Raw genomic sequence first — 23,523 nt, 5'->3', positions numbered from 1 at the left:
GTCCGGTGGGCGGGCGGCTTTATTGCCGCCCGCCCACCACCGGTCCGCATTACAGTCGGACGCATGGTTTCCGGTGACGCGCCGCAGGCGGAGGGAAGCGTCCGGGTCGACGTGTGGATCTGGTCGGTCCGGCTGACGAAGACCCGTGCCCAGGCGGCCGCCGCCTGCCGGGCGGGACATGTGAAGGTCGGCGGCGAGCGGGCCAAGCCCGCCCAGGCCGTGCGCGTCGGCGACGAGGTGCGGCTCCGGCACGCGGGGCGGGACCGGGTGGTCGTCATCTCGAAGATCGTGAAGAAGCGGGTCGGCCCGCCGGTGGCCGTGGAGTGCTTCGTCGACAACAGTCCGCCCCCGCCGCCCCGCGAGATCGCGCTCCAGGTCCCCGTACGGGACCGGGGCACGGGCCGTCCGACCAAGCGCGACCGCCGGGAGATGGAACGCCTTCAGGGACATCCGCCGGAGCGCTGAGGCCGCCACCCGGTGTTTCACGTGAAACACCGGGTGGCGGCCCCAGGCGCACCTTGCGCCCCTCCGCCCCAGGCGCGCCCCGGGACCGGTTCTGGTCAGCTCTGATAGCCCTCAACCTCGTCGGCGGGGCGGACCTTCGCCGTCGAGGGGTCCTCGCCGTACTCGCTGAGCGCCCGCCGTCGGCGCAGCAGGTCCCAGCACTGGTCGAGCTGGACCTCCACCGCCCGCAGCCGGGCCTTCTCGTCCGTGGACAGGCCCATCTGCGCCACGGAGCGGTCACGCAGGTCGCGCTCCTCGGAGACCAGGTCGTCGATGTTCTCGAAGATGTCGCTGTCGGCCATGGCGTCTCTCTCGGGTCGCTCGGCGGCGGTCACGGATCCCACTCTCTCCCCGGTGCCGTCTCATCGCACGTCGGCCGCGGGCCGTCTGCTCCGCAGGAGTACCCGGGCCAGTACCGCACCCCCGAGAAGGGCCGCACCGACCGCCAGCACCACCCACACCGTGGTCCGCAGGGAGGCGGTCAGAGCGTCGACCACGGCGGCGGCCGCGTCCCGGTCGCTGGCCGGCACCTCGTCCAGTACCCGGCTCCGCCCGACCGCGACCAGCACGCGGAGCAGGATCGCACCGAGCACGAACCCGGCACCCACCGTCGCGGTGGCCCACAGCCCGGCCCGCAGGCCACGCCGTACGGTGGCGATGCCCACCACCAGGACGAGGAACACCAGCGTGGCGATGGCCGGCCAGATGCTGCAGGAGCGAAGCCGGCGGAACGAGCTTCTGAGGTCGTCGGCCTGACCGGGGCCGAGCACGGTGATCTCCGTCCGCTCGACCGGGATCCGGTCGGCGAACGGCACGCCGTCACGGACCAGGTCCTGTCTGACCTGATCGATCACCGGGGCCAGATCGATCGTCACGGCCTCCCCGCTGTCGCCGTCCAGGGCGGCTGCCACGGCCTCGTGGGCGGTCCGGTTCGCGGTGTCCCAGGCGTTCCGGAAGGCCTCGGTGGTGGTGAACGACCGCACGGTCTCGTGCAGGAACTCCCGGACCGTGTCCTGGAGCGGGCCGAGATCGACCTGCCGCATCGCCTCCTCGGTGACCACGTCCGCGACGGTGCTCCGCACCGCTGGGTCGGAGGAGAGCGGCGACACGGCGGCGACGTACCGGTCGGTGTCGTCGATCTCCAGGTCGATCCAGGCGGAGAGCGCGCTCAGCGGCACGAGGACGGCGAGCAGAACGAGCAGGAGCGCCGAGAGGGCCGTGGTGGTCGCCGGGATCGCCGAGGGAGAGGTCCGCACTCCTCCAGGGAATCCCGTACGGGGCCGGGCCGCTCCGGGCCGTACGCCATTCGAGTTGCCGGGTGGCGCGGTCGGGTGTGCTCTGGAGGAACGGGGGCGTGCGACGGGGGCGACGGAAGGAGCTGTCCGTGATGGCCACACACGCAGCCATGCCCGGCCGAAGCGGTTCCCGCGCCCATGCGCGGCCCCGCCACCACACTCCGCTCGCCTGGGCGCTGCCCCTGGCGCTCGGCGTGGCCTACGGCTTCTACGCGGCGTTCATCCGCCGCGACGGCGGCCCCAGCACCGGCGGGCAGGTCCTGCTGGGGCTCGTCTCCGGTGTCGCTCTGGCGGTCCTCTGCTTCGTGGTGGGCCGGGTCCAGCGCTCGCTGCCGCGCGAACTGCGGGCAGTCGTGTACGGCGCGCTGACCGCGTGCGCCATCGGCTTCCTGGTGAGCCTCACCGACACCAGCGTGCTGAGGTCGACCGTTCTGGGTCTGGTGGTCGGGGCGGGCGTCCTCTGCGTCTCGTTCTACGTCTTCTACACGCGGGAGACCTGAATTCCGTCCGCCGTCCGGGGCCGGGTCCCGGTCCTCTCCGACCGCGTGCGCGGCCGCCAGATTCGATCTGGCGGCCGCGCCCCCGCGTCTGGCGCCCAAGAGGTGAGGGAGCGGAACGGGCCGGGCCGGACGGGAGGCCCGGTAGGTCCGGAAGGCGACGGAGGTCGCGGGAGGAGGAGCGGGCGATGACGACGGAAGGGACCACCGGCGGGACCGCGGACGGCACCACCGGCGGGAGCGCGCACGAGAGCCCCGGCGGGAGCCGGGACGCGGGAAGCGGCCTTCCCCTGCGTGTCGCGGTCATCATCGGCAGCACCCGCGAGGGGCGCATCGGCGACGCGGTCGGCCGCTGGTTCATGGAGCGGGCCCAGGACCGGAGCGAGCTGGACCTCGCTGTGCTGGATCTCGCCGATTACGACTTCCCCGTGCACTACCCGGGGCGGGCGACCGAGCAGATGACGGAGTTCACCGAGGAGATCGCCAGGGCCGAGGCCTTCGTCGTGGTCACCCCCGAGTACAACCGCTCGTTCCCCGCCTCCCTGAAGCAGGCCATCGACTTCGCCTACGAGGAGTGGCAGACCAAGCCGGTCGCCTTCGTGAGCTACGGCCACGGTTCCGCCGGGCTGTACGCCGTGGAGCAGCTGCGGTCGGTCTTCACCGAGCTGCACACGGTGACCCTGAGGAACGGGGTCGCTCTCGACTTCCTCCGGCAGCCGCTGGAGGGGCACCCCGGCGACACCGGCCGTGACCGGTCGGTGGGGCTGATGCTCGACCAGCTCGGCTGGTGGGGCTGGGCCCTGCGCGAGGCGCGCGCCGCCCGGCCGTACGTCTCCTGAACTCCCGGAACCAGACGCAGATCACCACCTGCTCCGACGACCCACAAGGAATGGATCATGAGTACTGAACTGGCCATCGAGACCACGGGGCTGGTGAAGGTCTTCGGCGACAACCGTGCGGTGGACGGCATCGACCTCGCCGTCCCCACCGGCACCGTCTACGGCGTCCTCGGACCCAACGGCGCCGGGAAGACCACCGTCGTCCGCATGCTCGCGACCCTGCTGCGCCCGGACGGCGGCACGGCCCGGGTGTTCGGCAAGGACGTCGTGAAGGAAGCCGACGCGGTCCGCAGCCGGGTCAGCCTGACCGGGCAGTACGCCTCGGTGGACGAGGACCTGACCGGAGCGGAGAACCTTGTCCTGCTCGCCCGGCTGCTCGGCCACTCCAAGCCGGCGGCCCGCGACCGGGCGACCCAGCTGCTCGAAGGATTCGGGCTGAGCGAGGCGGCGGGCAAGCAGGTGAAGAACTACTCGGGAGGCATGCGGCGGCGCATCGACATCGCCGCGTCCATCCTGAACACCCCGGACGTGCTGTTCCTCGACGAGCCGACCACCGGGCTCGACCCCCGCAGCCGCAACCAGGTGTGGGACATCGTGCGGGCGGTCGTCGACCACGGCACCACGGTCCTGCTGACCACCCAGTATCTGGACGAGGCCGACCGGTTGGCCGCCCGTATCGCGGTGATCGACCACGGCAGGGTCATCGCCGAGGGAACGAAGGGCGAGCTCAAGGCGTCCGTCGGCGCCGGCACCGTCCATCTGCGGCTGAGGAACGCCGAACAGCGGGCCGAGGCGCAGCAGGTGCTGGCGCTCGCGCTGGACGCGGAGGTCCAGCTGGACGCGGACCCGGTGGCGCTGACCGCCCGGGTCGACGGGCAGAGCACCGAGCGGGGGGCCGCGGAGCAGGCCGGGCGTGCCCTGGCCGAGCTTGCCGGTCGCGGCATCACGGTCGACAACTTCTCGCTGGGACAGCCCAGCCTCGACGAGGTCTTCCTCGCACTCACGGACAAGAAGGGAGTGGCGGCATGAGCACCGCGACCGCCAAGACGGAACTGGAGGGCGTCGAGCTCGCCGCGCCCGACAAGGAACGCCTCTCGGCGCTCCTGGTGGGCCAGGAGCGTCCACCGAGGCCCAGTGCCCTGTCGGCATCGATGACCTTCGGCTGGCGCGCCATGCTGAAGATCAAACACGTGCCGGAACAGCTTTTCGACGTGACGGCCTTCCCGATCATGCTGGTCCTGATGTACACGTACCTCTTCGGAGGGGCGCTGGCCGGCTCCACCGAGGAGTACATCCAGTTCCTGCTGCCCGGCATCATGGTGATGAGCGTCGTGATGATCACGATGTACACGGGGATCGCGGTGAACACGGACATCGCCAAGGGCGTCTTCGACCGGTTCCGCACGCTGCCGATCTGGCGGCCCGCTCCGATGGTCGGCTATCTGCTCGGCGACGTCCTGCGCTATCTGCTGGCGTCGGCGGTGATGCTCGCCGTCGGCATGATCATCGGGTTCCGTCCGAACGGCGGTGTGCTCGGTGTGCTGGCCGGTGTCGCTCTGCTGGTCGTGTTCTCGTTCTCGTTCTCCTGGATCTGGACCATGTTCGGGCTGCTGCTGCGCTCCGAGAAGTCGGTGATGGGCGTCAGCATGATGGTGATCTTTCCGCTGACGTTCCTCAGCAATGTCTTCGTCGACCCGAAGACGATGCCGGGCTGGCTCCAGGTCTTCGTGAACAACAGCCCGGTCACCCACCTCGGCACGGCGGTGCGTGAGCTGATGCAGGGCAACTGGCCGGCCTCCGACATCGCCTGGACGCTGGGCTGGTCCGGGGTGCTCCTGGTGGTCTTCGGCGCGGTGACGATGCGGCTCTACAACCGGAAGTGACCTGACGCACGGGCAGGCCCGCCCGCCCGTGCGTCGCGGACGTTTCCACCGTGTGCTCCTTGACCTTCCCTGCCGGGGAAGCCCCAGGATCGGCGGGGCCGGGCGGAAGGCGCCCGGTACGAGGAGGTACGGGGTGGAACGTGAAGGCCGCGCGGTGGGCGCCGCGAGCGGAGAGCTGGTGACGATCGGGGAGTTCGCCCGGTTGTCCCGGCTCTCCGCCAAGGCGCTCCGGCGCTACGACGAACTGGGGCTGCTCCGGCCCGCCCTGGTCGACCCGGTGAACGGCTACCGGTACTACGACCCGGCGCAGGCGGAGGGGGCCCGGCTCGTGGCGTGGCTGCGCAGGATCGGCATGCCCCTGAGCCGGATCGGCCGGGTCGTGGCGCTCGACGCGGGCGCCGCGGCCGTGGAGGTCCGGGCCTACTGGGCGCGGGTGGAGGCCGAGACGGCGGCCCGGCGCGATCTGGCGATGTACCTCGTCGACCATCTGTCAGCGGAGGGCAGGACCATGTCGCGGATACCGGGCAGCACGGGGAGTACGGGCAGTACGAGGAGCACGGGCAGTACGGGGAACACAGGAGACACCGATAAGGGCGTGGGGGCGGTGCCGCTCGTGATCCGGTGCGCCGCGCTGACCGATACCGGGGCGGTGCGTACGACGAACCAGGACGCGGCGTTCGCGGGGCCACGGCTGCTGGCGGTCGCCGACGGTTTCGGGGAGGGCGGGGCCTCGGCGAGTGCGGCGGCGATCGAGGCGCTCAAGCCATCCGCGTGGGGCGCCCGGGAGGGTGCGCCGGCTGCGGCGGATCTGCTGAACGCCCTGGAGGACACGGCGGATTCCGCTGCGCTGGCGGTCCGGGACGCGGTCGCGTCCTGTGCGGCCCCGGACGGTTCGGGGACCACGCTCACCGCGATGCTGTGGACCGGATCGCGGCTCGGGCTCGTACACATCGGGGACTCGCGGGCCTATCTGCTGCGGGGCGGGGAGCTGTTCCGGATCACGCATGACCACAGCCTGGTCCAGTCGATGATCGACGACGGTTCGCTGAGCAGGGAGGAGGCCGCTTCCCACCCGGGGCCCGCGCTGTTGCTGAAGGCGCTGGTCGGGGAGGCCCGGTCCGCCCCGCCGGCCGTGGCGAGCCGCCCCGACGTCAGCTTGCGGGAGGTGGTGGCCGGGGACCGCTATCTGCTCTGCTCGGACGGGCTGTCCGCGGTGGTGGACGAGACGGAGCTGAGGGCCGCGGTCATCGCGGCGGAGGACCCGGAGGAGGCCGTACGCCGGTTGGTCGGCCTGGCCCGCGAGGGGGGCGGGCCCGACAACGTGGCGTGCGTCGTCGCCGACGTCGTCGGGGAGTAGCGGCGAAGAGGCGTGGCGGTTCGGGTCAGAGTCGCCAGTCGGGGGTGTGTTCGGGGCGGTAGGCGCAGGTGGTCCCGGTCGTCACGGATGCCTTCAGGTGGGCTGCCAGCGCGGGGTGCAGGGTGTCCAGTTTCCGCAGGGTGTCGCGGATCCGGGCGGTGACCGTCTTGCGGGCCCGCTCGGTCTGGTCGCCCAGTCGGCGGGTCCGGCCGCCGAGCCCGGCCGCGGTGCGGAGCTCGTCGAGGAGGGCCTGCCGCTCTTGGTCGTATTTCTCGACCCCCCGGGCGTCGTCCCGGGCGGCGGCTCGGTCTATCTCGGAGTCCAGCCGGGCCAGGTGTTCCTTGTAGCGGCGCTTGGCCTCCTCGTCGAGCACCGGATCGCCGCCGAGCTGTCCGGCGGCGATCACGAGGTCCCCGCCCTCGGGCGCGATGAGCCGGACGGCCGGAACGTCGGCGCCGGGCAGCCCCAGCAGGCTGTGCAGGTCCCGCAGGCCCTTGGCGTCCGGGACGTGCACGGTCACCCCGTCCCAACGCAGCCGCCACACCGGCCCGTTCCGCCGGAACTCGGCGGACGGCACGGTCCGGGCCCCTGCGGAAGCCCCGGTCGTCGCCCGGTCCGGAGCCGAGACCGGGTCCGGGGCCGCGACCGGGTGCCGGCCCTGGTCCCGGCCCTGGTGGTCCTGGTCTCGCGAGACGGAGGGACCGGAAGCGGTGGTGGCGGCTGGGCGGGGGGCGGTGGCAGCGGTGATGGGCGGGGCCGCGCGGAGGGCGGCGGCCTCGGCCTCCAGGTGGGCCAGGGCCAACTCACCCGCCTCCCGCTCCACTTCACCGAGCAGCCGACGGGCCTGCCCGATGTCACCGGCTGCCCCGTCACCCGCTGCTCCGTCACCGGCCCCGTCGGCGCGGGCGAGCAGGGAGCGGGCCAGGCACAGCCGGGCGCGTACGGCCCAGGGGCGGGCGCCGAGGCGGTCCGAGGAGGCGGCGGCCTCGGTGAGCGCCGCCACCGCCGCGTCCTGGTCGTCGCGCGCGGCGGCGAGCATCCCGAGCCAGAGGTCGACGGGGCCGCCGATGTCGCACCCGTACAGCGAGACGACCCACTGACCCGTGTAGGGGGTCAGCTCGTCCTCCGCGCGGGTGATGAGCCGCGGGTCGCGCGTGATCGCGGCCGTCTGGGCCAGCAGCCGGAGCCACAGCGGCATGAACGCCCGCGGATAGGGTGCGGCGCGGTCCGCGTGCTCGGCGACCAGGCGCAGCGCGGGAGCGGCGTCGCCCTGCTCCGCCGCGGTGACCGCTTCCAGCAGCCCGGGGTAGGGATACCCGGAGCCCGGAAGCTCGCCGAGGGCCTCCTCGGCCTCGGCGAAGTGGCCCCGGAGCAGGTGCATCGCCCAGCGAAGGTGGTAGCCCATGAAGCCGAAGGAGGGGTGGTCGCTGTTCTCCTGATTGAGCGCGTCGTCCTCCAGCGCGGTGGACGCCTCGGCGAACCGGCCTTGCAGGGAGGCGATCAGGCTGGTGTCGACGGCGACCCCCAGGGCGAACCGGGGCAGCCCGGTCAGCTCGGCGAGCCGGACGAACGCCCGGAACTGGTCGAGGAAGGCCGGGTCGCCCAGCTCCAGCAGCGTCACCCAGCGCATGGACGCCGTGTTCAGTTCCATGTCCTGGTGCTGGGTGCGCCGGCCGACGACGCTCATCTCGTCGGTCAGCCCGAGCCGCTCCACCGCCGAGCCGAGACCCCACACGGAGTCGTGGCGCGCCCAGAGCGAGAAGGCGAGCGCCTCGTCGTCCGAGCCGCTCCGGGCCAGCGCCATGATGTGGATGGCCAGTTCCTGGGCGAGCCGGTCGGCGGAGAGCCCCTCCTGGCCCTCCTTGCCGGTGATCCTGCGGTGTGCCTCGGCGAGAAGGCCCATCGTGGCAACGCCGTGGCCGCCGAAGGACCCGTCCCGGTGGACGGTGATCGCCACCCGGGCCAGCAGCTCCGGTTCGTCCAGCTCCCGGGCCAGGACGACCGACCGGTCCAGCAGCCGCTCCGCCTCGGCCGCCTCCCCCGCGTGCCGGAGCTGTCCGGCGAGGTCGAGACCGATCAGCGCGGCACGCCGGAGGTTCGGACCCCGGCCCTCCGCACCCGCCGGGCCCGCCTCGGCCACCGCGAGGGCGCGCCGGTAGTGGCCGTGGGCCTCCTCGTCGGCCAGGCGTCCCGAGGCGTCCCGGGCGGCCGCCAGCAGCAGGTCGATCCGGCGGTCGCGGTCCAGGGCCTCGCCGGCGAGGTGGGCGTGCCGGGCGAGGTCGCCGGGCCGTACCGCGTCACCGAGGCCGCCGTGCGCGTCCAGGGACCGTACGGCGGCGGCATGGCGTCCACGGGTCTCGGCGTCGTCCAGCGAGGCGTACAGCGTCTCGCGCAGCAGGTCGTGGGCGAAGGCGTACTGCCCGGAGGGGCGAGGGACGACGACACGGGCGACGACGGCGGGCTCCAGCAGCCGGTCCACGTGGGGGACGGGCGCGCCGTGCACCACGGCCAGGACCTGACGGCCGAATTCCCGGCCGAGCAGGGCGGCGCTGGTCAGCAGGGAGACGACGGGTTCGGGCAGCAGGGCGAGCCGCCGGCGGACCGCTTCCCGCACGCCGGGCGGAATGGTGGATACCGGGCTCCCGCTGTGCCAGAGCCGGGCGGTCTGTTCGACGAAGAAGGGGTTGCCGCCGGTGCGCCGGTGGACCTCGTCGATCAGCCGCGGTGAGGGCTCGCGGCCCGTCGTCAGTGTCATCAGCGCCCCCACTTCGTCCCGGCCGAGGCCGGTCAGGGTGAGGGTCGCGGCGGCGCGTGAGACCAGCGGCAGGATCAGCTGCTGGAGCGGGTGCCCGGGGGCCTCCACCTCGACGTCCCGGTAGGTGCCGATCAGCAGCAGCCGCTCGAACCAGGCGTGCTGGGCGGCGAATTCGAGCAGGCGCAGGGAGGCCGGGTCGGCGCTGTGCAGATCGTCGAGGACGACCACCAGCGGCCGGCTCTGGGAGACCGTGACGAGGGCCGTGGTCACCGCGTCGAAGAGTCCGAAGGCCTCGGCCCCCTCCGGCGAACCGTCGCCCGGCGGGCTCGTGCCCGCTTCCGTGCCGGGTCCGCCGCCGTGCGCCCCGCCGGGTCCCGGGCCACCGGCGGTGCCCGGGGCCGGAAGTGTGACGGGTCCCGGGCCGTCCGCACCGCCCATGGCGGCCCTGACCGGATCGCCCAGGAGCGCGGCGAGCCGGCCGTCCGACGCCTCCTGGGCCGCCGCCCACTCGGCCGCGGTGGCGGACCGGCGCAGGCCGCGCAGGATCTGGACCCAGGGCCAGTAGCCGGGGGTGTTGTCCGAGTCCCAGCAGGAGCCGCCGACCACGAGAGCCCCGCGCCGCCGTGCCTCGTGGGCGGCGTCGGTGACGAGCGTGCTCTTGCCGATTCCGGCCTCGCCGGTGACCAGCACGAGACCGCCGTGGCTGTCCGTGGCCCGGGCGATCTCCGAGCGGAGAACGCCTGCCGGGTGGTCGCGCCCGAAGAGAGCAGGGGTCATGACCACACGATAGGAGCAGCCACTGACAACGGCCCTCCCGTTTTCTGACCGGGGAGGCGGCTCGGTCGCGTACGACCGGACGTATGGCTCGGTCCCGTACGACCGGGGAGGCGGCTCGGACGCGTACGCCCGGGAAGGCGGCTCGGACGCGTACGACCGGGAAGGCGGCTCAGTCGCGTACGACCGTCACCGGGCACGGCGCGTGCTGGGTGACGTGGAGGCTGACCGAGCCGAGCAGGGTGGCCTTCAGGCCGGTGTGGCCGCGGGCTCCCACGACGAGCAGGTCGGCGCCCCGGGCGCGGTCGAGCAGGGCCTGGGCCGGGTTGCCGATGACCACGACCTTGGTGACCGCGGCGGCCCCCTCGGCGTCGAGGGCCTCCTCCAGTGCCTCGGTGAGGGAGACGGTGGCCAGGGCCTGCGGGTCGAAGTCCTCCGGCATGCCCGGCATCATCGACGCCCAGCTGGTGGCGGGGTACTCCCAGCTGTTGACGGCCTCCACCGAGGCGCCGGTCAGCTCGGCCTGGCGCACCGCCCAGTGCAGCGCCTTGATCGAGGAGTCGGAGCCGTCGACGCCCACAACGATCCTGCCCATATCTGCCTCCAGCTCGGTACAGCCCGGTGAGTCCGTACAGCGCGGTCCGTTGAGTCCGTACAGCGCGGTCTGTTCTGTCCCGCCTGTACAGCGTTCGATCTCACTGTAGTCACATCGGACAAGTGGGGGCGGTTCGGGGTGAACCACCCCCATGGCGTCAGTCCAGCCGCAGGTCCGCGAGCTGCTGCTCGAACGGGACGACCTCGTCCTCCCCGTCGTCCGGGCCCGGGGCCCGCGAGGTGCCGGAGACCGTACGTCCCAGGACCGCGGAGGCCAGCTCGCCGCCGGCGCGCCGGATCCGGGACGGCAGGCCCTCGGTGTACTCGTCGCCCGAGGAGCCCCAGTCCTCCGAGGCCGCGTAGACGGAGGTGGGCACGGTGACGGCCCGCAGGTACGCGAAGAGCGGGCGCAGCGCGTGCTCCAGGACCAGCGAGTGCCGGGCCGTCCCGCCCGTCGCGGCGATCACCACGGGCTTGCCGGTCAGCGCGGTGTTGTCGATCAGGTCGAAGAACGACTTGAACAGACCGGAGTACGAGGCGGTGAACACCGGCGTCACGGCGATGAGCCCGTCGGCCTCCGTCACCGCGTCGATCGCTTCCCGCAGCGTGGCGGAGGGGAAGCCGCTGAGCAGGTGATGGGCGATGTCCACGGCGAGATCGCGGACCTCGATGACCTGGACCTCGACGTTCCGGTCCTGCTCGGCCGCGAGGCGCTCGCGGGTGGCCGCGGCCAGCCGGTCGGCCAGCAGCCGGGTGGAGGACGGCTGGCTGAGCCCGGCCGAGACGGCGACGACGCGCAGCGGGGTGGTGGCGAACATCGGGGTCAGACCTCCTTTCCAGAGGCTCGGGCGGCGGCGACCGCCGGGTGGAGGGGCGCGGACTCCGGCACTCCGGCCGGCCGCAGGTTGGCGAACTCCTTGCGCAGCACCGGTACGACTTCCTCGCCGAGGATGTCGAGCTGCTCCAGGACCGTCTTCAGCGGGAGCCCCGCGTGGTCCATGAGGAACAGCTGGCGCTGGTAGTCGCCGACCGCGTCCCGGAACCCCAGCGTCCGCTCGATGACCTCCTGCGGGGAGCCCACGGTCAGCGGGGTCTCGCGGGTGAAGTCCTCCAGGGACGGGCCGTGGCCGTAGACCGGCGCGTTGTCGAAGTACGGGCGGAACTCCCGTACCGCGTCCTGCGAGTTCTTGCGCATGAACACCTGGCCGCCGAGTCCGACGATCGCCTGGTCGGCGGTGCCGTGCCCGTAGTGGGCGTAGCGGCGCCGGTAGAGGTCGACCATCTTCCTCGTGTGCTCCATGGGCCAGAAGATGTTGTTGTGGAAGAAGCCGTCGCCGTAGTACGCGGCCTGCTCGGCGATCTCGGGGGAGCGGATGGAGCCGTGCCAGACGAACGGCGGGACGCCGTCCAGCGGGCGCGGGGTGGCGGTGAAGGACTGGAGCGGCGTACGGAACTTGCCCTCCCAGTCCACGACGTCCTCGCGCCACAGCTTGTGCAGCAGCGCGTAGTTCTCGATCGCCATCGGGATGCCCTGGCGGATGTCCTTGCCGAACCAGGGGTAGACCGGTCCGGTGTTGCCCCGGCCCATCATCAGGTCGACGCGGCCGTCCGCGAGGTGCTGGAGGGTGGCGTAGTCCTCGGCGATCTTCACCGGGTCGTTGGTGGTGATCAGCGTGGTGGACGTGGACAGGATCAGGTTCTCGGTGCGGGCGGCGATGTAGCCGAGGGTGGTCGTCGGGGAGGACGGGACGAACGGCGGGTTGTGGTGCTCGCCGGTCGCGAAGACGTCCAGGCCGACCTCCTCGGCCTTCCGCGCGATGGCCAGGGTCGCCTTGATCCGCTCGTTCTCGGTGGGGGTCCGGCCGGTGGTCGGGTCGGTCGTGACGTCCCCGACGGTGAAGATCCCGAACTGCATGGCGTCCGCCTTCCTGAGTGCCGGCCGTGGTTCGGAACTCCGTTCCGAAGCCACTGACCGATTTGGTTGAATGTTGAACTACACCCTACAACGGGACCCCCCTCCTGCCTATTCCATGCGGCTCGGCGCCCTGTGGCCGCTAGACTCGGCCCATGACCTCCGTCCTGTGCCGAAACTGGTGGCGCTCCTCCTAGGAGCGGCCACCGCATCTGCACGGAACCAGGGCCGTTCGACATGGACGGCCCTTTTCGCTGCCCTCGTACGGCGCGGACACGGTGACCGAGCGCAGCGGCGCTCCCCGGCGGGGCCGTCCTCCACGCATCATCCACGCGAGGAGAGACCCGATTCCATGACCAGCACCGCACCCGCCCCGGCCGCACCCGCCCCCACCGAACTCCACAGCACCGAACTCCACAGCACCGGACTGCACAGCACCGGACTGCACAGCACCGGACTGCACAGCACCGAACTCCACAGCACCGGACTCCACGGCACCGAGCTGGAGCGCCGCATCGCCCAGGACCCCGGCAGCTTCCGGGTCCTCACCGGGGACCGCCCCACCGGCCCTCTTCACCTCGGCCACTACTTCGGCTCCCTGCTCAACCGGGTCCGCCTCCAGGACCTCGGCGTGGACGTCGTCGTCCTCATCCCCGACTACCAGGTGATCACCGACCGGGACACCGCCGAGCGGCTGGGGGAGTACACCGACGGGCTGCTCCTGGACTATCTGGCCCTCGGTATCGACCCCGCCCGGTCCACCGTCTTCTGCCACAGCGCGGTCCCCGCGCTCAACCAGCTCATGCTGCCCTTCCTCAGCCTCGTCTCCGTCGCGGAGCTGAACCGCAACCCCACGGTCAAGGACGAGATCGCAAACTCACGGCAGTCCACGGTCAGCGGGCTGATGCTCACCTACCCGGTCCACCAGGCCGCCGACATCCTGTCCTGCAAGGGAAACCTGGTTCCGGTCGGCCGTGACCAGGCACCCCACCTGGAAGTCACCCGGACGATCGCCCGCCGCTTCAACGAGCGGTACGGCGCCGTCTTCCAGGAACCGGACATCATGCTCTCCGCCGCGCCCCTGCTGCTCGGCACGGACGGCACGAAGATGAGCAAGAGCCGGGCCAACTCCGTTCCGCTCGGCGCGACCGCCGACGAGACGGCCCGCCTCATCAAGGGCGCGACCACGGACGCCGACCGGCGCATCACCTACGACCCCGGCGCCCGCCCCCACGTCTCGTCCCTGGTGCTGCTGGCCGCCCTCTGTCTGGAGCGGGACCCGCACGCGGTCGCGGAGGGAATCGGAGACGGCGGAGCCGCCGCCCTCAAGCGGACGGTGACCGACGCGGTCAACAGCCACCTGGCCCCCTTCCGGGCCCGGCGGGCGGAGTACGCGAAGGACCTGACGTACGTACGGTCGGTGCTCCGCGCGGGCAACGAACGGGCGAACGCACTGGCGGAGGCCACGCTGGACGAGGTGCGGGAGGCGATGGGCGCGTTCCGGTAGCCGGGTGCCGGTAGTTGGTGGCCGGTGGCCGCCGGGCCTCCTGTCGCCCCGGCGCCCCTGTCGCCCCGGCGCCCCTGTCGCCCGGTGCCCCTACCGTCTCGGCGCCACCGACCGCTGCCGCCGCAGCAGCTCCGCGAGACCCCGGCGGGTGGCGGCGATCACCACCCGGTCCGTGGCGCGCAGGACGTAGCCGGGGTGCAGGTCCCAGAGCAGGCCGGAGGGCGGCGGGGCCACGTCGCCCTCCGGGTCGAACGGCAGCGGGGCGGCGAGGTCGGGCGTGCGGTCGCCGGGCGGGGTGGCGTCGATGGCCAGGACCCGCCAGGCACCCGCCCGGAACGCCTGCTCGACGGTGCGGCCCTCCAACTGCGGGTGCCCCGCGACCTCCAGGGCCGCGAACAGCATGACCTTGCGCTCGACCGGGATCGCACCGAGGATCTGGCGGCCCATCATGGCGCCGGCGAAGGCCGGGGCGGCCAGGTGGGAGACGGAGCGGGAGCGGGTCAGGGCTCCGGGGTGCGCGGTGCGCAGGGTGCGGTAGACGGCGGTCGCGAACTCGTCGTCGTACAGGCGCAGCGCGACCCTGAGGTCCGGCTTCACCGAGCGGGCGTACAGCGCCGCTTCCAGGTTCGTGGTGTCGATGCTGGTGAGGGCGAGGAGGGCGCGGGCACGGCGGATCTTGGCCGCCTCCAGGACGCCTTCCTGGGTGACGTCGCCGATGACGGTCGGCACGTGCATGGAGCGCGCCAGCGGGATGCCGCGCGCGTCGGGGTCCTCCTCGACGACGACCACGGGGACGTCGAGTTCGCGGAGCCGTACGAGGACGCGCGTGCCGATCTTGCCCAGTCCCAGCAGCACCACGTGGCCCGAAAGGCCGCGTGGCGGGCGGCGCAGCGAGGACGCGGTACGCAGGGTGCCGAACGCCTCCAGGACGGCGGCGACCAGCAGCGGGAGCAGGAGGAGCCCGGCGACGCCGGAGAGGAGCTGGATGATCTGCCGGGCATCCGGACCGTCCTCCTCCGCCGGGTCGCCCATCGCCAGCAGGTCGAGCAGCGTCAGATAGGTGGAGTGCACCACGCTGTCGTTGGTGGTCACGACCGAGGCGATCACCAGGGCGAACACCGAAGCCGCGACCCCGAGGGCCGACCAGCGCAGCCGGCGGGAGAAGACCTGCGAGAGCGGGGCGCCCCTGCCGCCCATCCGGGTGGCCGGACGGGCCGTGTCGGCCCGGCTGACCGCTTCGAGGACCACCGTGCCCCGGCCGGTCGCGGCGGCGACGGCGCTCTCGTCGGGCAGCAGTTGCGGGGCCTCGTCGCCGCTGCTGTCCGAACCCTCAGCGCCCGCCGGGTCGTTGGTGGTGGAGGAGAGCAGGGCGAGGGTGCACAGGCCGGGGTCGGCCGTCTCGCCGGGGCGCGGCGGCGGGCGTTCGGCGGCGCGCAGGAGCAGCCCCTCGGCCTGGATGATCTTGCTGCTGCCGGTGAGGGCGGTGGCGGCGAGGGCCGGGGCGGCGGTGTCGGCGTCGGACAGGACGGTGGTGGAGGCGTCCAGCAGCGCCGGATCGATGCCGGGCATGGCGACGGCCGCCGCCTGGTCGAGCAGCTCCTCCAGGTGGAGCCCGAGCTTGCGGTTGTAGAGCCGGATGACCAGTCGCAGACGGGGGTTGAGGCGGCGGGCGGTCAGGGCGGCGCGGATGTTGCGTTCGTCGTCGTCGTAGACGAGCGCGAGGGCGGCGGCCCGGTCGACGCCCGCCTCCTCCAGTACGTCGTCGGACGGTTCGGGGGCCTCCATGATGCGGACGGCCTCGACCCCGGCGTTGGTGTCGCCGCTGTCGCCCCCGGTCGCCCCGCTGCCGTTGCCCGCGCGGTTCATGGCCGCCGACATCCGGCCGAACAGGGCCGCCGCGCGCCCCCGTTGGGTCAGCGGCGTCTCCGGGCTGTTGGCGTCCCGGCCCGGGGGCAGGAGCAGGGTGACCCGCTCCCCGTAGACGTAGCGCAGCTCCACGGCGAGTCGGCGCGCCAGGGCGTCGTCACCACAGACGATCATGTGGCTGGCCGACGGTGGGCGTCCCGGCTGCTGAGGAAGTGGAGGCACGAAACCCAGCATGCCGTGATCCTTCCGGCTCGGTCTTCCCGTTCAGTGTGGAGTATTGGCGATCTTCGCATGGTGGTTCGGAACCGCCCGGTCGTTCGGCGCGGGGTGCGGAGCCACCCGGTCGTCGAGCGCGCCCGCCGGGCTCGGGGGTCCGCCCACCGGGCCCTGGTGTCCGGCCGCCGCGCCCTGGGGGCCGCCCGCCGGCAGGTGCCGGGGGTCCGCCGCGCGCCGGATCGCCGTCTCGACCGCCGCGATCCGGTCCGCGAGCAGACCGAGCGCTGCCACCGCCCGGGTCATCGGGTCGCCGTCCGGGCCGCCGAGCGCCTGCGTGCGGACGTAGGACGCGGTGATCGCCGCCCACCGCCCGGCCTGTTCGGCGGTGAGCGATCCGCGCAGGGCGGCCAGCTTGAGGAGGTTCGCCTCGGCCCCCGTCGTGAGGGTCTGGGCCTCGCCGGCGTAGTGGTCGTCGACGACGGCGGACAGCTCGTCGTCGTTCATGACCGGCACGATCCGCTCGGCGATCTTGTTCATGTTGCGGTAGGAGCCCTGGAGCCGGAACGGCGGCTCGGTGCGCGTGGCGTCCGTCCGCGCGGCCGAGGCGATGTACGCCGCGTTCACCGCGAGCACGCTGTCCCGGGCGGTGAGAAGATGGCGCAGTACGGCCAGGACGCGATCCAACTCGGCAGCGCTGTAGGGGTGTTCCAGCTGCTCCGCACGCGCCGCGGGGTCGCTGCCGCCCGCCAGCCGCACCAGCAGCGCAAGGTCGTCCCGGGACCGGGCGGCCAGCGGGGCGAGGACCGGGTTGGCGGTCAGGGCGTTCTCCACGAAGCTCAGCGCGAAGACGTCGTCCCGGCCGCTGAGGACCTCGCCGAGGTTCCAGACGTCGGCCCGGTTGGCGAGCATGTCGGGGATCCGGAACTGCTCGCCGGACTCGGTGTACGGGTTGCCCGCCATGCACACCGCGAACCGCTTGCCGCGCAGGTCGTAGCTGCGCGGCTCGCCGTCCCGCACCCCCTCGATACGCCGGGTGGCGTCGCACAGCGGGATGAACTTCTGGAGCAGTTCGGGCGAGGTGTGCTGGATGTCGTCGAGGTAGAGGAGCGTGTTGTTGCCCGCCTCCAGCGCGAAGTTGATCTTCTCGATCTCCTGCCGGGCGGTGGCGCTCGGGGCCCGGTCCGGGTCGAGCGAGGTCACGTCGTGGCCCAGGTTCGGCCCGCTGATCTTGACGAGCACCATGCCGAGCCGCTCCGCGACGTACTCCATCAGCGTCGTCTTGCCGTAGCCGGGCGGCGAGACGAGCAGCAGCAGACCCTGCGAGTCGGTGCGCCGGTCGGCGTCGGCGGTGCCGAGCTGCTTGGCCAGGCTGTCGCCGATCAGCGGCAGATACACCTCGTCGAGCAGCCGGTTGCGGACGAACGCCGACATCACGCGCGGCCGGTGGTCGTCCAGCCGCAGCCGCCCGCGCTCGGCGGTCACCAGGGACGTGCGCAGCCGCTGGTAGGCGCGGAAGCCGGGCACGGTGCGGGTACGGAACTCGGCGGTGCGGGCGAGGAGTTCGTCGATCCGTACGGTGAGGGTCCCACCGTCCGCGATGCGCGGGTGGTCGCCGAGGAGGCCCTCCAGGCGCTCGGTGAGCGGTGCGTCGCACGCGTACCGTTCCAGTTCCGGGCACAGCTCCACCGCCACGGCCTCCGCCAGGTCGCCGCCGTCGAGGCCGTCCCCCGCCGTCTCGGCGTACGGGGCGAGCCAGCCCTCCACGAGCTGTCGGCGGGCGGCCTGGTCGTCGCCCAGGTCCGCCAGGTCCTCGGCGTACGCGTCGGGGCCCACCGCCCGGTGGAAGGCCGCCAGGAAAGCGCGGACCGAGGAGCCCACGACGAATCCGGCGGGCCCGGTGGTCAGCTCCTCGAAGAGGTACGCGGCGACGGCGTGACCCGGCGCGGACGGGGACGGGGAGCCGATCGCCGCCGCCCATTCCTCCTGGAGGGCGCCGATGGCCGGGGTCGGCCCGAAGGTGTCCCGGGCGCGCGCCAGGGAGACCGCGCGCCTGGTCCAGGAGGTGCGCCGCGCTGCGTCGGCGCCGTACGCCCAGAAGAGCTGGGCCGCCGCCCGGACGGCGGGCTCGTGACGCAGCAGCCCCGCGTCCGCGTGCAGGCGCAGCAGCGCGGCCAGGATCGCGGTGGCATCCTCGTCGTGGACACCCCGTGTGTACCCCTCGTCGTACGCTTCTGCGGCCGACTCCCGCACCAGGCGGGCCAGTTCGTGCCCGCCGAGCGCGGTGAGACGCCCTGCCCCGTGCTCGTCGAGGAGGCGGGCGGCGAGGTGCTCGGCGCGGTAGACGGAGGCGTTCTCGGAGGGGAGCAGCTGCTCCCAGTACGGCCGGGCCGCCGCGAACGCCGGGTCGGTGACCGGGGCCCGGTAGTCCGTCCCGGTCAGCGCGAAGGCGAGGCTGTCCCCGGCGGGCACGAGCGTCAGGTCGAACGGCTGGGTGTTCACGGCGAACCGGTGGCGGCCCAGCCTGATCACGGACCCGCCGTCCGCGTACAGCTCGGTGCGGTCGCGCAGCGCGCGGCCCGCCTCCTGACGGGCCGCCTTCAGCCGCCCGTCCAGCTCCTCCGCCCGCACGGGGTCGCCCAGTTCGCGCAGCTCGTCGGCCGTCCGGCGGATTTTGGCGACCATCGGGTCGGAGGCGAAGTAGGTGTGGACGGCGTCGAGGTCCTCCAGCGAGGCCACCCGCCGGGCGATGGTCTCCAGCACCCGGCCCGCCGACCCGGCCAGCCGCTCCGCGCGGCGCGCCCGCTCGTCCTGGAGCGTCTGCTTGCGCGCCGAGAACGCCTCGTACACCTCGGTGCGGCGCTCGGACAGCTCGGCGAGGAAGTCGTCGAACTCCGCGAAGCGGGCCTCCAGGTTCTCCAGCTGGAGCAGCAGGCGCGCCAGTTGATCGTCGCACGTCTCCGGGGTGCCGGCGGCGGCCAGCGCGCCCGTCACCGCCTGCCCGAGCAGCGCGAACTCGGCGGCGAACTCGGCCCGCCCCTCCTTCGACAGCAGCTCCCGGCGGCGCGCGTCGAGCGTGGCGCGGGCCCGGTTCGCACCGCCCAGCACCTCCGCGATCCGCTCCAGGATCGACGTACGCACGGTGGCGTCGCCGATGTCGAGACCGGCGACGACGTCCGTGACGGTGGCCAGCCCCTCCGTCATCGCGGACAACCGGTCGGTCACGGCGGACGCGTCCCGGACGGTCTCCAGCGCACCCGCGTCGGCCACGAGCCCCGCGATGTCCTCGTGATACCCGTCGAACGCGTCCTCGCGGGCGAGGAACGACACGGCCCGCTGGGCGGCCGAGGCGATGTCCTCCTGGGTCCGGGCCGACAGCTCCGCGACGCGCTCGACGTCGGCGTACCGCATGTCGCCGACCGTCGACAAGTGGCCGTGTGCCCGGCGGAGTTCGGTCAGACGGTCGACCCAGGCGGACGCCGACCCGGGAACCTCTCCGCGCACCCGGCGCACCAGCGCGGTGATGCGGGCGGCGGTCTCCTCCAGCGCGTCGGCGGCGCGCCGGGTCAGCTCCTGCACGGCGGTGAACTCGGCCAGCACCTGACGGGCGGTGGCCCGCAGCTCGCCCAACGGTTCGCCCAACGCACCCAGGTCGGCGTCGGCCAGCCAGTGGTACCGGTCCTGGGCACGGGCGCAGTCGGCGACGAGCCGCCCGTAGACAGCGGTCGTCGGCGTCATGTCCCGTACGCCGTGGGCGAGGGCGAGACAGTCGGAGATCCCGCGCACCAGGTCGGCGTTGCCGGTCCGGGCGAGCGGTCCGGTCCCGGCGGGGCGGGCGGCCGCGTAGGTGTCGGAGACGTACGGGGTCTCCCAGCGCTGCAAGGCGTGCACGCGCGCGGGCCCGTCCGGGGTGTCCCGGAGCAGGATCAGCGTCCCGTCGTCCAACAGGGCGTGCCCGCGCCCGGTGAGCGGGGTGGCGACCTCCTGACGGATCAGGTTGTAGGGGAGCAGGAGGCTGCGGAGCCCGTCACGGGAGCGGAAGACGTAGAGCACGTCCTCCCCGTTGGGCGAGCGGACCGCGCTCTCGAAGACCGGCTCGGTCAGCTCCTCGGCGGTGTCGAAGGTCTTCGCGGTGCCGGTCGTGAGGTAGTAGCCGCCGGGGAAGATGATCCCCTGGTCCTCGGGGAGCCGGTGGCAGGACGGGCCGATGCCGTCGAGCCGCTGGACGGTGGCGAGCAGCGAGTTGAAGACCAGGTGCCGCCAGGCGTCCTCCTTGTACGGGCGGACGCGCAGCAGCACCAGCGGCCCGACCTCCGCGTACTCGACGTCGGCGTCGGCCAGCGACTGCAACGGCTCGTCGACGGGCTCCTCGTAGATCCCGTCCGGGGATTCGGTGTCGTCGGTGACCTTGACGGTGAGGGAGCCGCCGAGCGTGTCGACGAAGAGCCCGCCGCCCCTGCCCACGGCGATGTGCGGATGGCGCCCCGGGACGTGGGCCTCGCGCCCCGCCACGGTCCACGCGAAGTCGTGGGAGGGCGGGAAGACGTGATCGCGCTCGCCCTGTGCGTCGAGGAACGCCCCCGGCGACCCGTCCGGCCCCAGGGCCCAGCGCAGCACCCGGATGTCCTCGGCGTTCTCGCCGGTCCGGAAGACGGCGAGAAGCCTGCCGTCGACGCGGCGCAGCCGCAGCAGGCGGGCGTCGCGGAAGTAGCGGTGGAGGGAGGAGAACTCGCGCCGGAAGCCGTCGTCGTCGAGGAGGGTGGACTCCGCACCGGACTCCGCTGCCGGGGCGTCGTCCGCCGGCGCGGAGTCCCGTACGAGGAGTACGTCCTCGACCTCGGCCTCGCCGCGCGCGCCCGGCCCGCGCTCGAATCCGAAGAGCAACCGCCCGCCCACCGCGACGAGGTCACGCGGCACGGAGGCCCGCTCGGTGCGCAGCTGCTCGGTGGCCAGCAGCCGCAGCCCGGTCGAGCCGAACTCCTCGGTCCGCCGTACGTTGAGCGCCTCGGCCCGCCGCACCAGCTCCCCGGCCTGCGCCGAGAGCCGCCGCCGCAGCACCTCGTAGGCACCGGCGTCCACGTCGCCCGCGGCGCTCGGGGTGTCCTGCGGCGCGGTGGCGATGTCGGTGGTGGTGGTGTCGCTGTCCATGCGTACGGCTCCCTACGTAGTGCATCGTCTTCGGCCGGCCCGTCCGGCTCGACCCGGCCCGTCCGGCTCCGGTCAGCCTGTCCGGCTCCGGGCTGGGAGTGGCGGCTCTCGTCCGGTCCGGGCCTCCGGATCGTGGGTCGCGTCCTCAAGCGCCGGACGGGCTGGGAGTGGCCGCCTCGTCGGCTGGGAGTGGCCGAGGGTTCGGCCCGAGGCGGCCGGCCGGGTGGAATGCGCTACCCGAGCGCCCCGGCCCCGGCTCCCGCTCCGTTCCGGGACGCGGTCGTGGCCGTCGGAGCCACCGGCGTACCGTTCGTCAGCGACGACACCGGCAGATCCGCCAGCCCCAGCTCCTTCGCCGCCGCCAGCAGCTGCTGCACCTGCCCCGACGCCGCCCCCGACGCGCCCGGCCCCATCAGCCGCATCAGCAGCGCCGACACCGTCAGGTTCTGCACATCGCCCGTGGAGAACGAGCCCAGCACCCGGCTGATGTCGTCCGTGAAGGACGACGAACCGTCCAGCCACGGGCCCGCCAACGCCTGCGCGGTCCGCGAGTTGTCGACGAACCCGTCCACCGCCTTGCCGAGCGAGATCGACGAGACGAGCCGGTCGAAGAAGACCGAGTCGCCGCCGACGATGTCGATGTCGGCGTTCTCCAGGCCCGTCGCCAGGATCGTCGCCTGTGCCTCGGCGACCTGCCGCTGCACGTCGAGACCGGCCAGCCGGATCTCCTTCTCCGCGTCGAGGCGCAGCCGGTACTCCTCGTGCCCGCGCGACGCCTCGTCCAGCGCCGCCATCGCGGCCGCCTTCTCCGTGAGCCCCGCGGCCTCCGCCTTCAGCTTCTCGCCGATGACCGCCGCGTCGGCGGTCGCCTGAGCCGCGGTGCCCTCCGCCGTGGCGAGCGCCTTGAGCCGCGAGCCCTCGGCCTCGGCCTTGAGCCGGGCCGCCGTCGCCTCGGCCTCCGCGAGACCGGCCTTCTCGGTGACGTCCGCCTCCGCGTCCCGCACCTGTACGGCGGCGAGCCCGGGAGCGGCCGTCTCGGCCTGGATGCCCTCGGCGAGCCGCAGCTTGGCCTGCGCGTCGAGGTCCGCGGTCTTCAGCCGGGCCTCGGCGAGCGTGAGCTGCTCGGCCGCCAGGTGGGTGGAGGCCGCCTCCGCCGCCTCGGCCGCCTTGATGTCCTTGACCAGCTTCTCCTGGGCCTCCGCCTCGGCCGCGATGATGACCGACCTGCGGGACCGCTCGGCGTCCTCGACGGCGCGCAGGGTGAGGATCGACTCCTCCTGCTCGGCGACCGTGCGGTCCACCGCGATCCGCTCCCGGATGACGTCGGCGACCTCGCGGCGCTCGGCCTCGACCTCCTTCGTGGCGGCGATCCGGTTCAGCTCGGTCTCGCGCTCGCGCCCGATGACCTCCAGCATCCGGTCCTTCTCGATGCGCTCGCTCTCGACGGCGATGACGCGCTCGCGGTTCTTCTGCGCGACGGCGATCTCCCGCGCCTGGTTCTCGCGCTGGATGCCGAGCTGCTCCTCGGTCTTGATGAACGCGGTCTGCGCGCCGAGCCGCTCCTCCTCCTGCACCCGGGCGGTGGCCGCCTCCTCGCGGGCCCGCAGTACCTCGACCTCGCGGCGCTGCTTGATCTCCGCCTCGGCCTGCCGGCGCTCCAGCTCCAGGATCGTCTCGCGGGCGTCGACGTCCTGCCGGGTGATCTCCTTCTGCTCGGTGCGCTGGAACTCGTTGGTCCGCACGTGCTCGATCGCGGTGAGTTCGGTGATCTTCCGGATGCCCTGGGCGTCCAGGATGTTGGCCCCGTCGAGCTGGGCCATCGGGGTCTGCTCGAGGAAGTCGATCGCGGCGTCGTCGAGGTGGTAGCCGTTCAGGTCGGTGCCGATGACCTGGATGATCCGGTCCCGGAACTCCTCGCGCTTGGTGTACAGGTCGACGAAGTCGAGCTGCTTGCCGACGGTCTTGAGCGCCTCGGAGAACTTCGCGGCGAAGAACTCCTGGATGGCGACCTTGTCGCTGGCCCGTCCCGTGCCGATGGACTGCGCGACCTTGATGACGTCCTCGACGGTCTTGTTGACCCGGACGAAGAAGGTGATCTGGATGTCGGCGCGGATGTTGTCCTGGCAGATCAGACCCTCGCGTCCGGCTCGGCGGATCTCGATCGTCTTCACCGAGATGTCCATCGTCTCGGCCTTGTGGAGCACGGGCAGGACGACGGCCCCGGTGAAGGTGACGTCGACCTTCTTGGTCTTGGAGATGATCAGTGCCTTGCCCTGCTCGACCTTGCGGAACAGCCGGGTGATGACGAAGGCGATGGCGATGACGATGAGCAGGACAACGGCGATGAGCACGCCGATGCCCAAGGAGATGGCATCCATT

16 protein-coding genes are annotated in these 23,523 nt (G+C 72.8%); 7 read left to right on the top strand and 9 right to left on the bottom strand.

What is annotated here, in order from left to right; genetic code table 11:
- Positions 1–63 precede the first annotated feature (63 nt).
- Complete coding sequence (locus tag ACH4RG_RS00170; RefSeq protein WP_397918987.1) at positions 64–465, top strand: RNA-binding S4 domain-containing protein; 402 nt, start codon at positions 64–66, stop codon at positions 463–465.
- Positions 466–560: 95 nt separating this feature from the next.
- On the opposite strand, the gene ACH4RG_RS00165 is transcribed toward ACH4RG_RS00170, so the two are convergent.
- Both ACH4RG_RS00165 and ACH4RG_RS00160 read right to left on the bottom strand, forming a co-directional pair.
- A complete protein-coding gene (locus tag ACH4RG_RS00165) occupies positions 561–806 on the bottom strand; it encodes a DUF2630 family protein (protein ID WP_397918989.1) in 246 nt (81 codons plus the stop codon).
- A gap of 60 nt (positions 807–866) precedes the next feature.
- Positions 867–1,760, bottom strand: a complete 894-nt coding sequence (locus tag ACH4RG_RS00160; RefSeq protein WP_398538853.1) for a hypothetical protein — start codon at positions 1,758–1,760, stop codon at positions 867–869.
- Between the two features lie 131 nt (positions 1,761–1,891).
- On the opposite strand from ACH4RG_RS00160, the gene ACH4RG_RS00155 reads away from it, so the two are divergent.
- From ACH4RG_RS00155 to ACH4RG_RS00135, 5 genes are all read left to right on the top strand, one after another.
- Positions 1,892–2,299 carry a hypothetical protein gene (locus tag ACH4RG_RS00155; RefSeq protein WP_397918993.1) on the top strand — a complete coding sequence of 136 codons (408 nt, stop codon included), beginning with the start codon at positions 1,892–1,894 and terminating at the stop codon, positions 2,297–2,299.
- A gap of 185 nt (positions 2,300–2,484) precedes the next feature.
- Positions 2,485–3,135, top strand: coding sequence for an NADPH-dependent FMN reductase (locus ACH4RG_RS00150; protein WP_397918995.1), 651 nt, complete (start codon positions 2,485–2,487; stop codon positions 3,133–3,135).
- 57 nt (positions 3,136–3,192) lie between these two features.
- Entirely contained in the window at positions 3,193–4,164 is a 972-nt protein-coding gene (locus ACH4RG_RS00145; protein ID WP_397918997.1) for an ATP-binding cassette domain-containing protein, read from the top strand.
- Positions 4,161–5,018: an ABC transporter permease gene (locus ACH4RG_RS00140; protein ID WP_397918999.1), complete on the top strand. Its 858-nt coding sequence runs from the start codon at positions 4,161–4,163 to the stop codon at positions 5,016–5,018. Before ACH4RG_RS00145 ends, ACH4RG_RS00140 begins: the two co-directional genes overlap by 4 nt.
- A gap of 133 nt (positions 5,019–5,151) precedes the next feature.
- Complete coding sequence (locus ACH4RG_RS00135; RefSeq protein ID WP_397919001.1) at positions 5,152–6,375, top strand: MerR family DNA-binding transcriptional regulator; 1,224 nt, start codon at positions 5,152–5,154, stop codon at positions 6,373–6,375.
- A 25-nt stretch (positions 6,376–6,400) separates the two neighbouring features.
- On the opposite strand, the gene ACH4RG_RS00130 is transcribed toward ACH4RG_RS00135, so the two are convergent.
- The 4 genes from ACH4RG_RS00130 to ACH4RG_RS00115 form a co-directional block, all read right to left on the bottom strand.
- Positions 6,401–9,907: an ATP-binding protein gene (locus tag ACH4RG_RS00130; protein WP_398538852.1), complete on the bottom strand. Its 3,507-nt coding sequence runs from the start codon at positions 9,905–9,907 to the stop codon at positions 6,401–6,403.
- Positions 9,908–10,076: 169 nt separating this feature from the next.
- Entirely contained in the window at positions 10,077–10,499 is a 423-nt protein-coding gene (locus ACH4RG_RS00125) for a universal stress protein (RefSeq protein ID WP_398538851.1), read from the bottom strand.
- A 157-nt stretch (positions 10,500–10,656) separates the two neighbouring features.
- Positions 10,657–11,316 carry an FMN reductase gene (locus ACH4RG_RS00120; RefSeq protein WP_398538850.1) on the bottom strand — a complete coding sequence of 220 codons (660 nt, stop codon included), beginning with the start codon at positions 11,314–11,316 and terminating at the stop codon, positions 10,657–10,659.
- Between the two features lie 5 nt (positions 11,317–11,321).
- Positions 11,322–12,413 carry an LLM class flavin-dependent oxidoreductase gene (locus tag ACH4RG_RS00115; RefSeq protein WP_398538849.1) on the bottom strand — a complete coding sequence of 364 codons (1,092 nt, stop codon included), beginning with the start codon at positions 12,411–12,413 and terminating at the stop codon, positions 11,322–11,324.
- A 349-nt stretch (positions 12,414–12,762) separates the two neighbouring features.
- Here ACH4RG_RS00115 and trpS point away from each other — a divergent pair, with 349 nt between their 5' ends.
- The gene (gene trpS, locus ACH4RG_RS00110) at positions 12,763–13,917 is read left to right on the top strand and encodes a tryptophan--tRNA ligase (RefSeq protein ID WP_398538848.1); all 1,155 of its coding nucleotides are present in this window, start codon (positions 12,763–12,765) and stop codon (positions 13,915–13,917) included.
- 90 nt (positions 13,918–14,007) lie between these two features.
- On the opposite strand, the gene ACH4RG_RS00105 is transcribed toward trpS, so the two are convergent.
- The 3 genes from ACH4RG_RS00105 to ACH4RG_RS00095 all read right to left on the bottom strand — a co-directional run bounded on the left by ACH4RG_RS00105 (position 14,008) and on the right by ACH4RG_RS00095 (position 23,522).
- Positions 14,008–16,017 (bottom strand): NAD-binding protein, encoded by a 2,010-nt coding sequence (locus ACH4RG_RS00105; protein ID WP_397929513.1) that lies wholly within the window; start codon positions 16,015–16,017, stop codon positions 14,008–14,010.
- Positions 16,018–16,047: 30 nt separating this feature from the next.
- A complete protein-coding gene (locus tag ACH4RG_RS00100; RefSeq protein ID WP_398538847.1) occupies positions 16,048–21,144 on the bottom strand; it encodes a DNA repair ATPase in 5,097 nt (1,698 codons plus the stop codon).
- A gap of 233 nt (positions 21,145–21,377) precedes the next feature.
- Positions 21,378–23,522 carry a flotillin family protein gene (locus ACH4RG_RS00095; RefSeq protein ID WP_397919017.1) on the bottom strand — a complete coding sequence of 715 codons (2,145 nt, stop codon included), beginning with the start codon at positions 23,520–23,522 and terminating at the stop codon, positions 21,378–21,380.
- Position 23,523: the final 1 nt, after the last annotated feature.

Origin of the sequence: Streptomyces sp. NPDC021019 (genome assembly GCF_044333295.1) — a bacterium.
Classification (GTDB): Bacteria; Actinomycetota; Actinomycetes; order Streptomycetales; family Streptomycetaceae; genus Streptomyces.
Note: the sequence above shows the minus strand (reverse complement) of the source record. Positions and strands in the feature narration are given on the sequence as shown.

Excerpts from the sequence above, each read along its gene's own strand:
- ACH4RG_RS00140 (WP_397918999.1), top strand. The coding sequence starts at position 4,161 with ATGAGCACCGCGACCGCCAAGACGGAACTGGAGGGCGTCGAGCTCGCC.
- ACH4RG_RS00100 (WP_398538847.1), bottom strand. The coding sequence starts at position 21,144 with ATGGACAGCGACACCACCACCACCGACATCGCCACCGCGCCGCAGGAC.
- trpS (WP_398538848.1), top strand. The coding sequence starts at position 12,763 with ATGACCAGCACCGCACCCGCCCCGGCCGCACCCGCCCCCACCGAACTC.
- ACH4RG_RS00105 (WP_397929513.1), bottom strand. The coding sequence starts at position 16,017 with ATGCTGGGTTTCGTGCCTCCACTTCCTCAGCAGCCGGGACGCCCACCG.
- ACH4RG_RS00120 (WP_398538850.1), bottom strand. The coding sequence starts at position 11,316 with ATGTTCGCCACCACCCCGCTGCGCGTCGTCGCCGTCTCGGCCGGGCTC.
- ACH4RG_RS00130 (WP_398538852.1), bottom strand. The coding sequence starts at position 9,907 with ATGACCCCTGCTCTCTTCGGGCGCGACCACCCGGCAGGCGTTCTCCGC.
- ACH4RG_RS00170 (WP_397918987.1), top strand. The coding sequence starts at position 64 with ATGGTTTCCGGTGACGCGCCGCAGGCGGAGGGAAGCGTCCGGGTCGAC.
- ACH4RG_RS00095 (WP_397919017.1), bottom strand. The coding sequence starts at position 23,522 with ATGGATGCCATCTCCTTGGGCATCGGCGTGCTCATCGCCGTTGTCCTG.
- ACH4RG_RS00145 (WP_397918997.1), top strand. The coding sequence starts at position 3,193 with ATGAGTACTGAACTGGCCATCGAGACCACGGGGCTGGTGAAGGTCTTC.
- ACH4RG_RS00125 (WP_398538851.1), bottom strand. The coding sequence starts at position 10,499 with ATGGGCAGGATCGTTGTGGGCGTCGACGGCTCCGACTCCTCGATCAAG.
- ACH4RG_RS00165 (WP_397918989.1), bottom strand. The coding sequence starts at position 806 with ATGGCCGACAGCGACATCTTCGAGAACATCGACGACCTGGTCTCCGAG.
- ACH4RG_RS00155 (WP_397918993.1), top strand. The coding sequence starts at position 1,892 with ATGGCCACACACGCAGCCATGCCCGGCCGAAGCGGTTCCCGCGCCCAT.
- ACH4RG_RS00150 (WP_397918995.1), top strand. The coding sequence starts at position 2,485 with ATGACGACGGAAGGGACCACCGGCGGGACCGCGGACGGCACCACCGGC.
- ACH4RG_RS00115 (WP_398538849.1), bottom strand. The coding sequence starts at position 12,413 with ATGCAGTTCGGGATCTTCACCGTCGGGGACGTCACGACCGACCCGACC.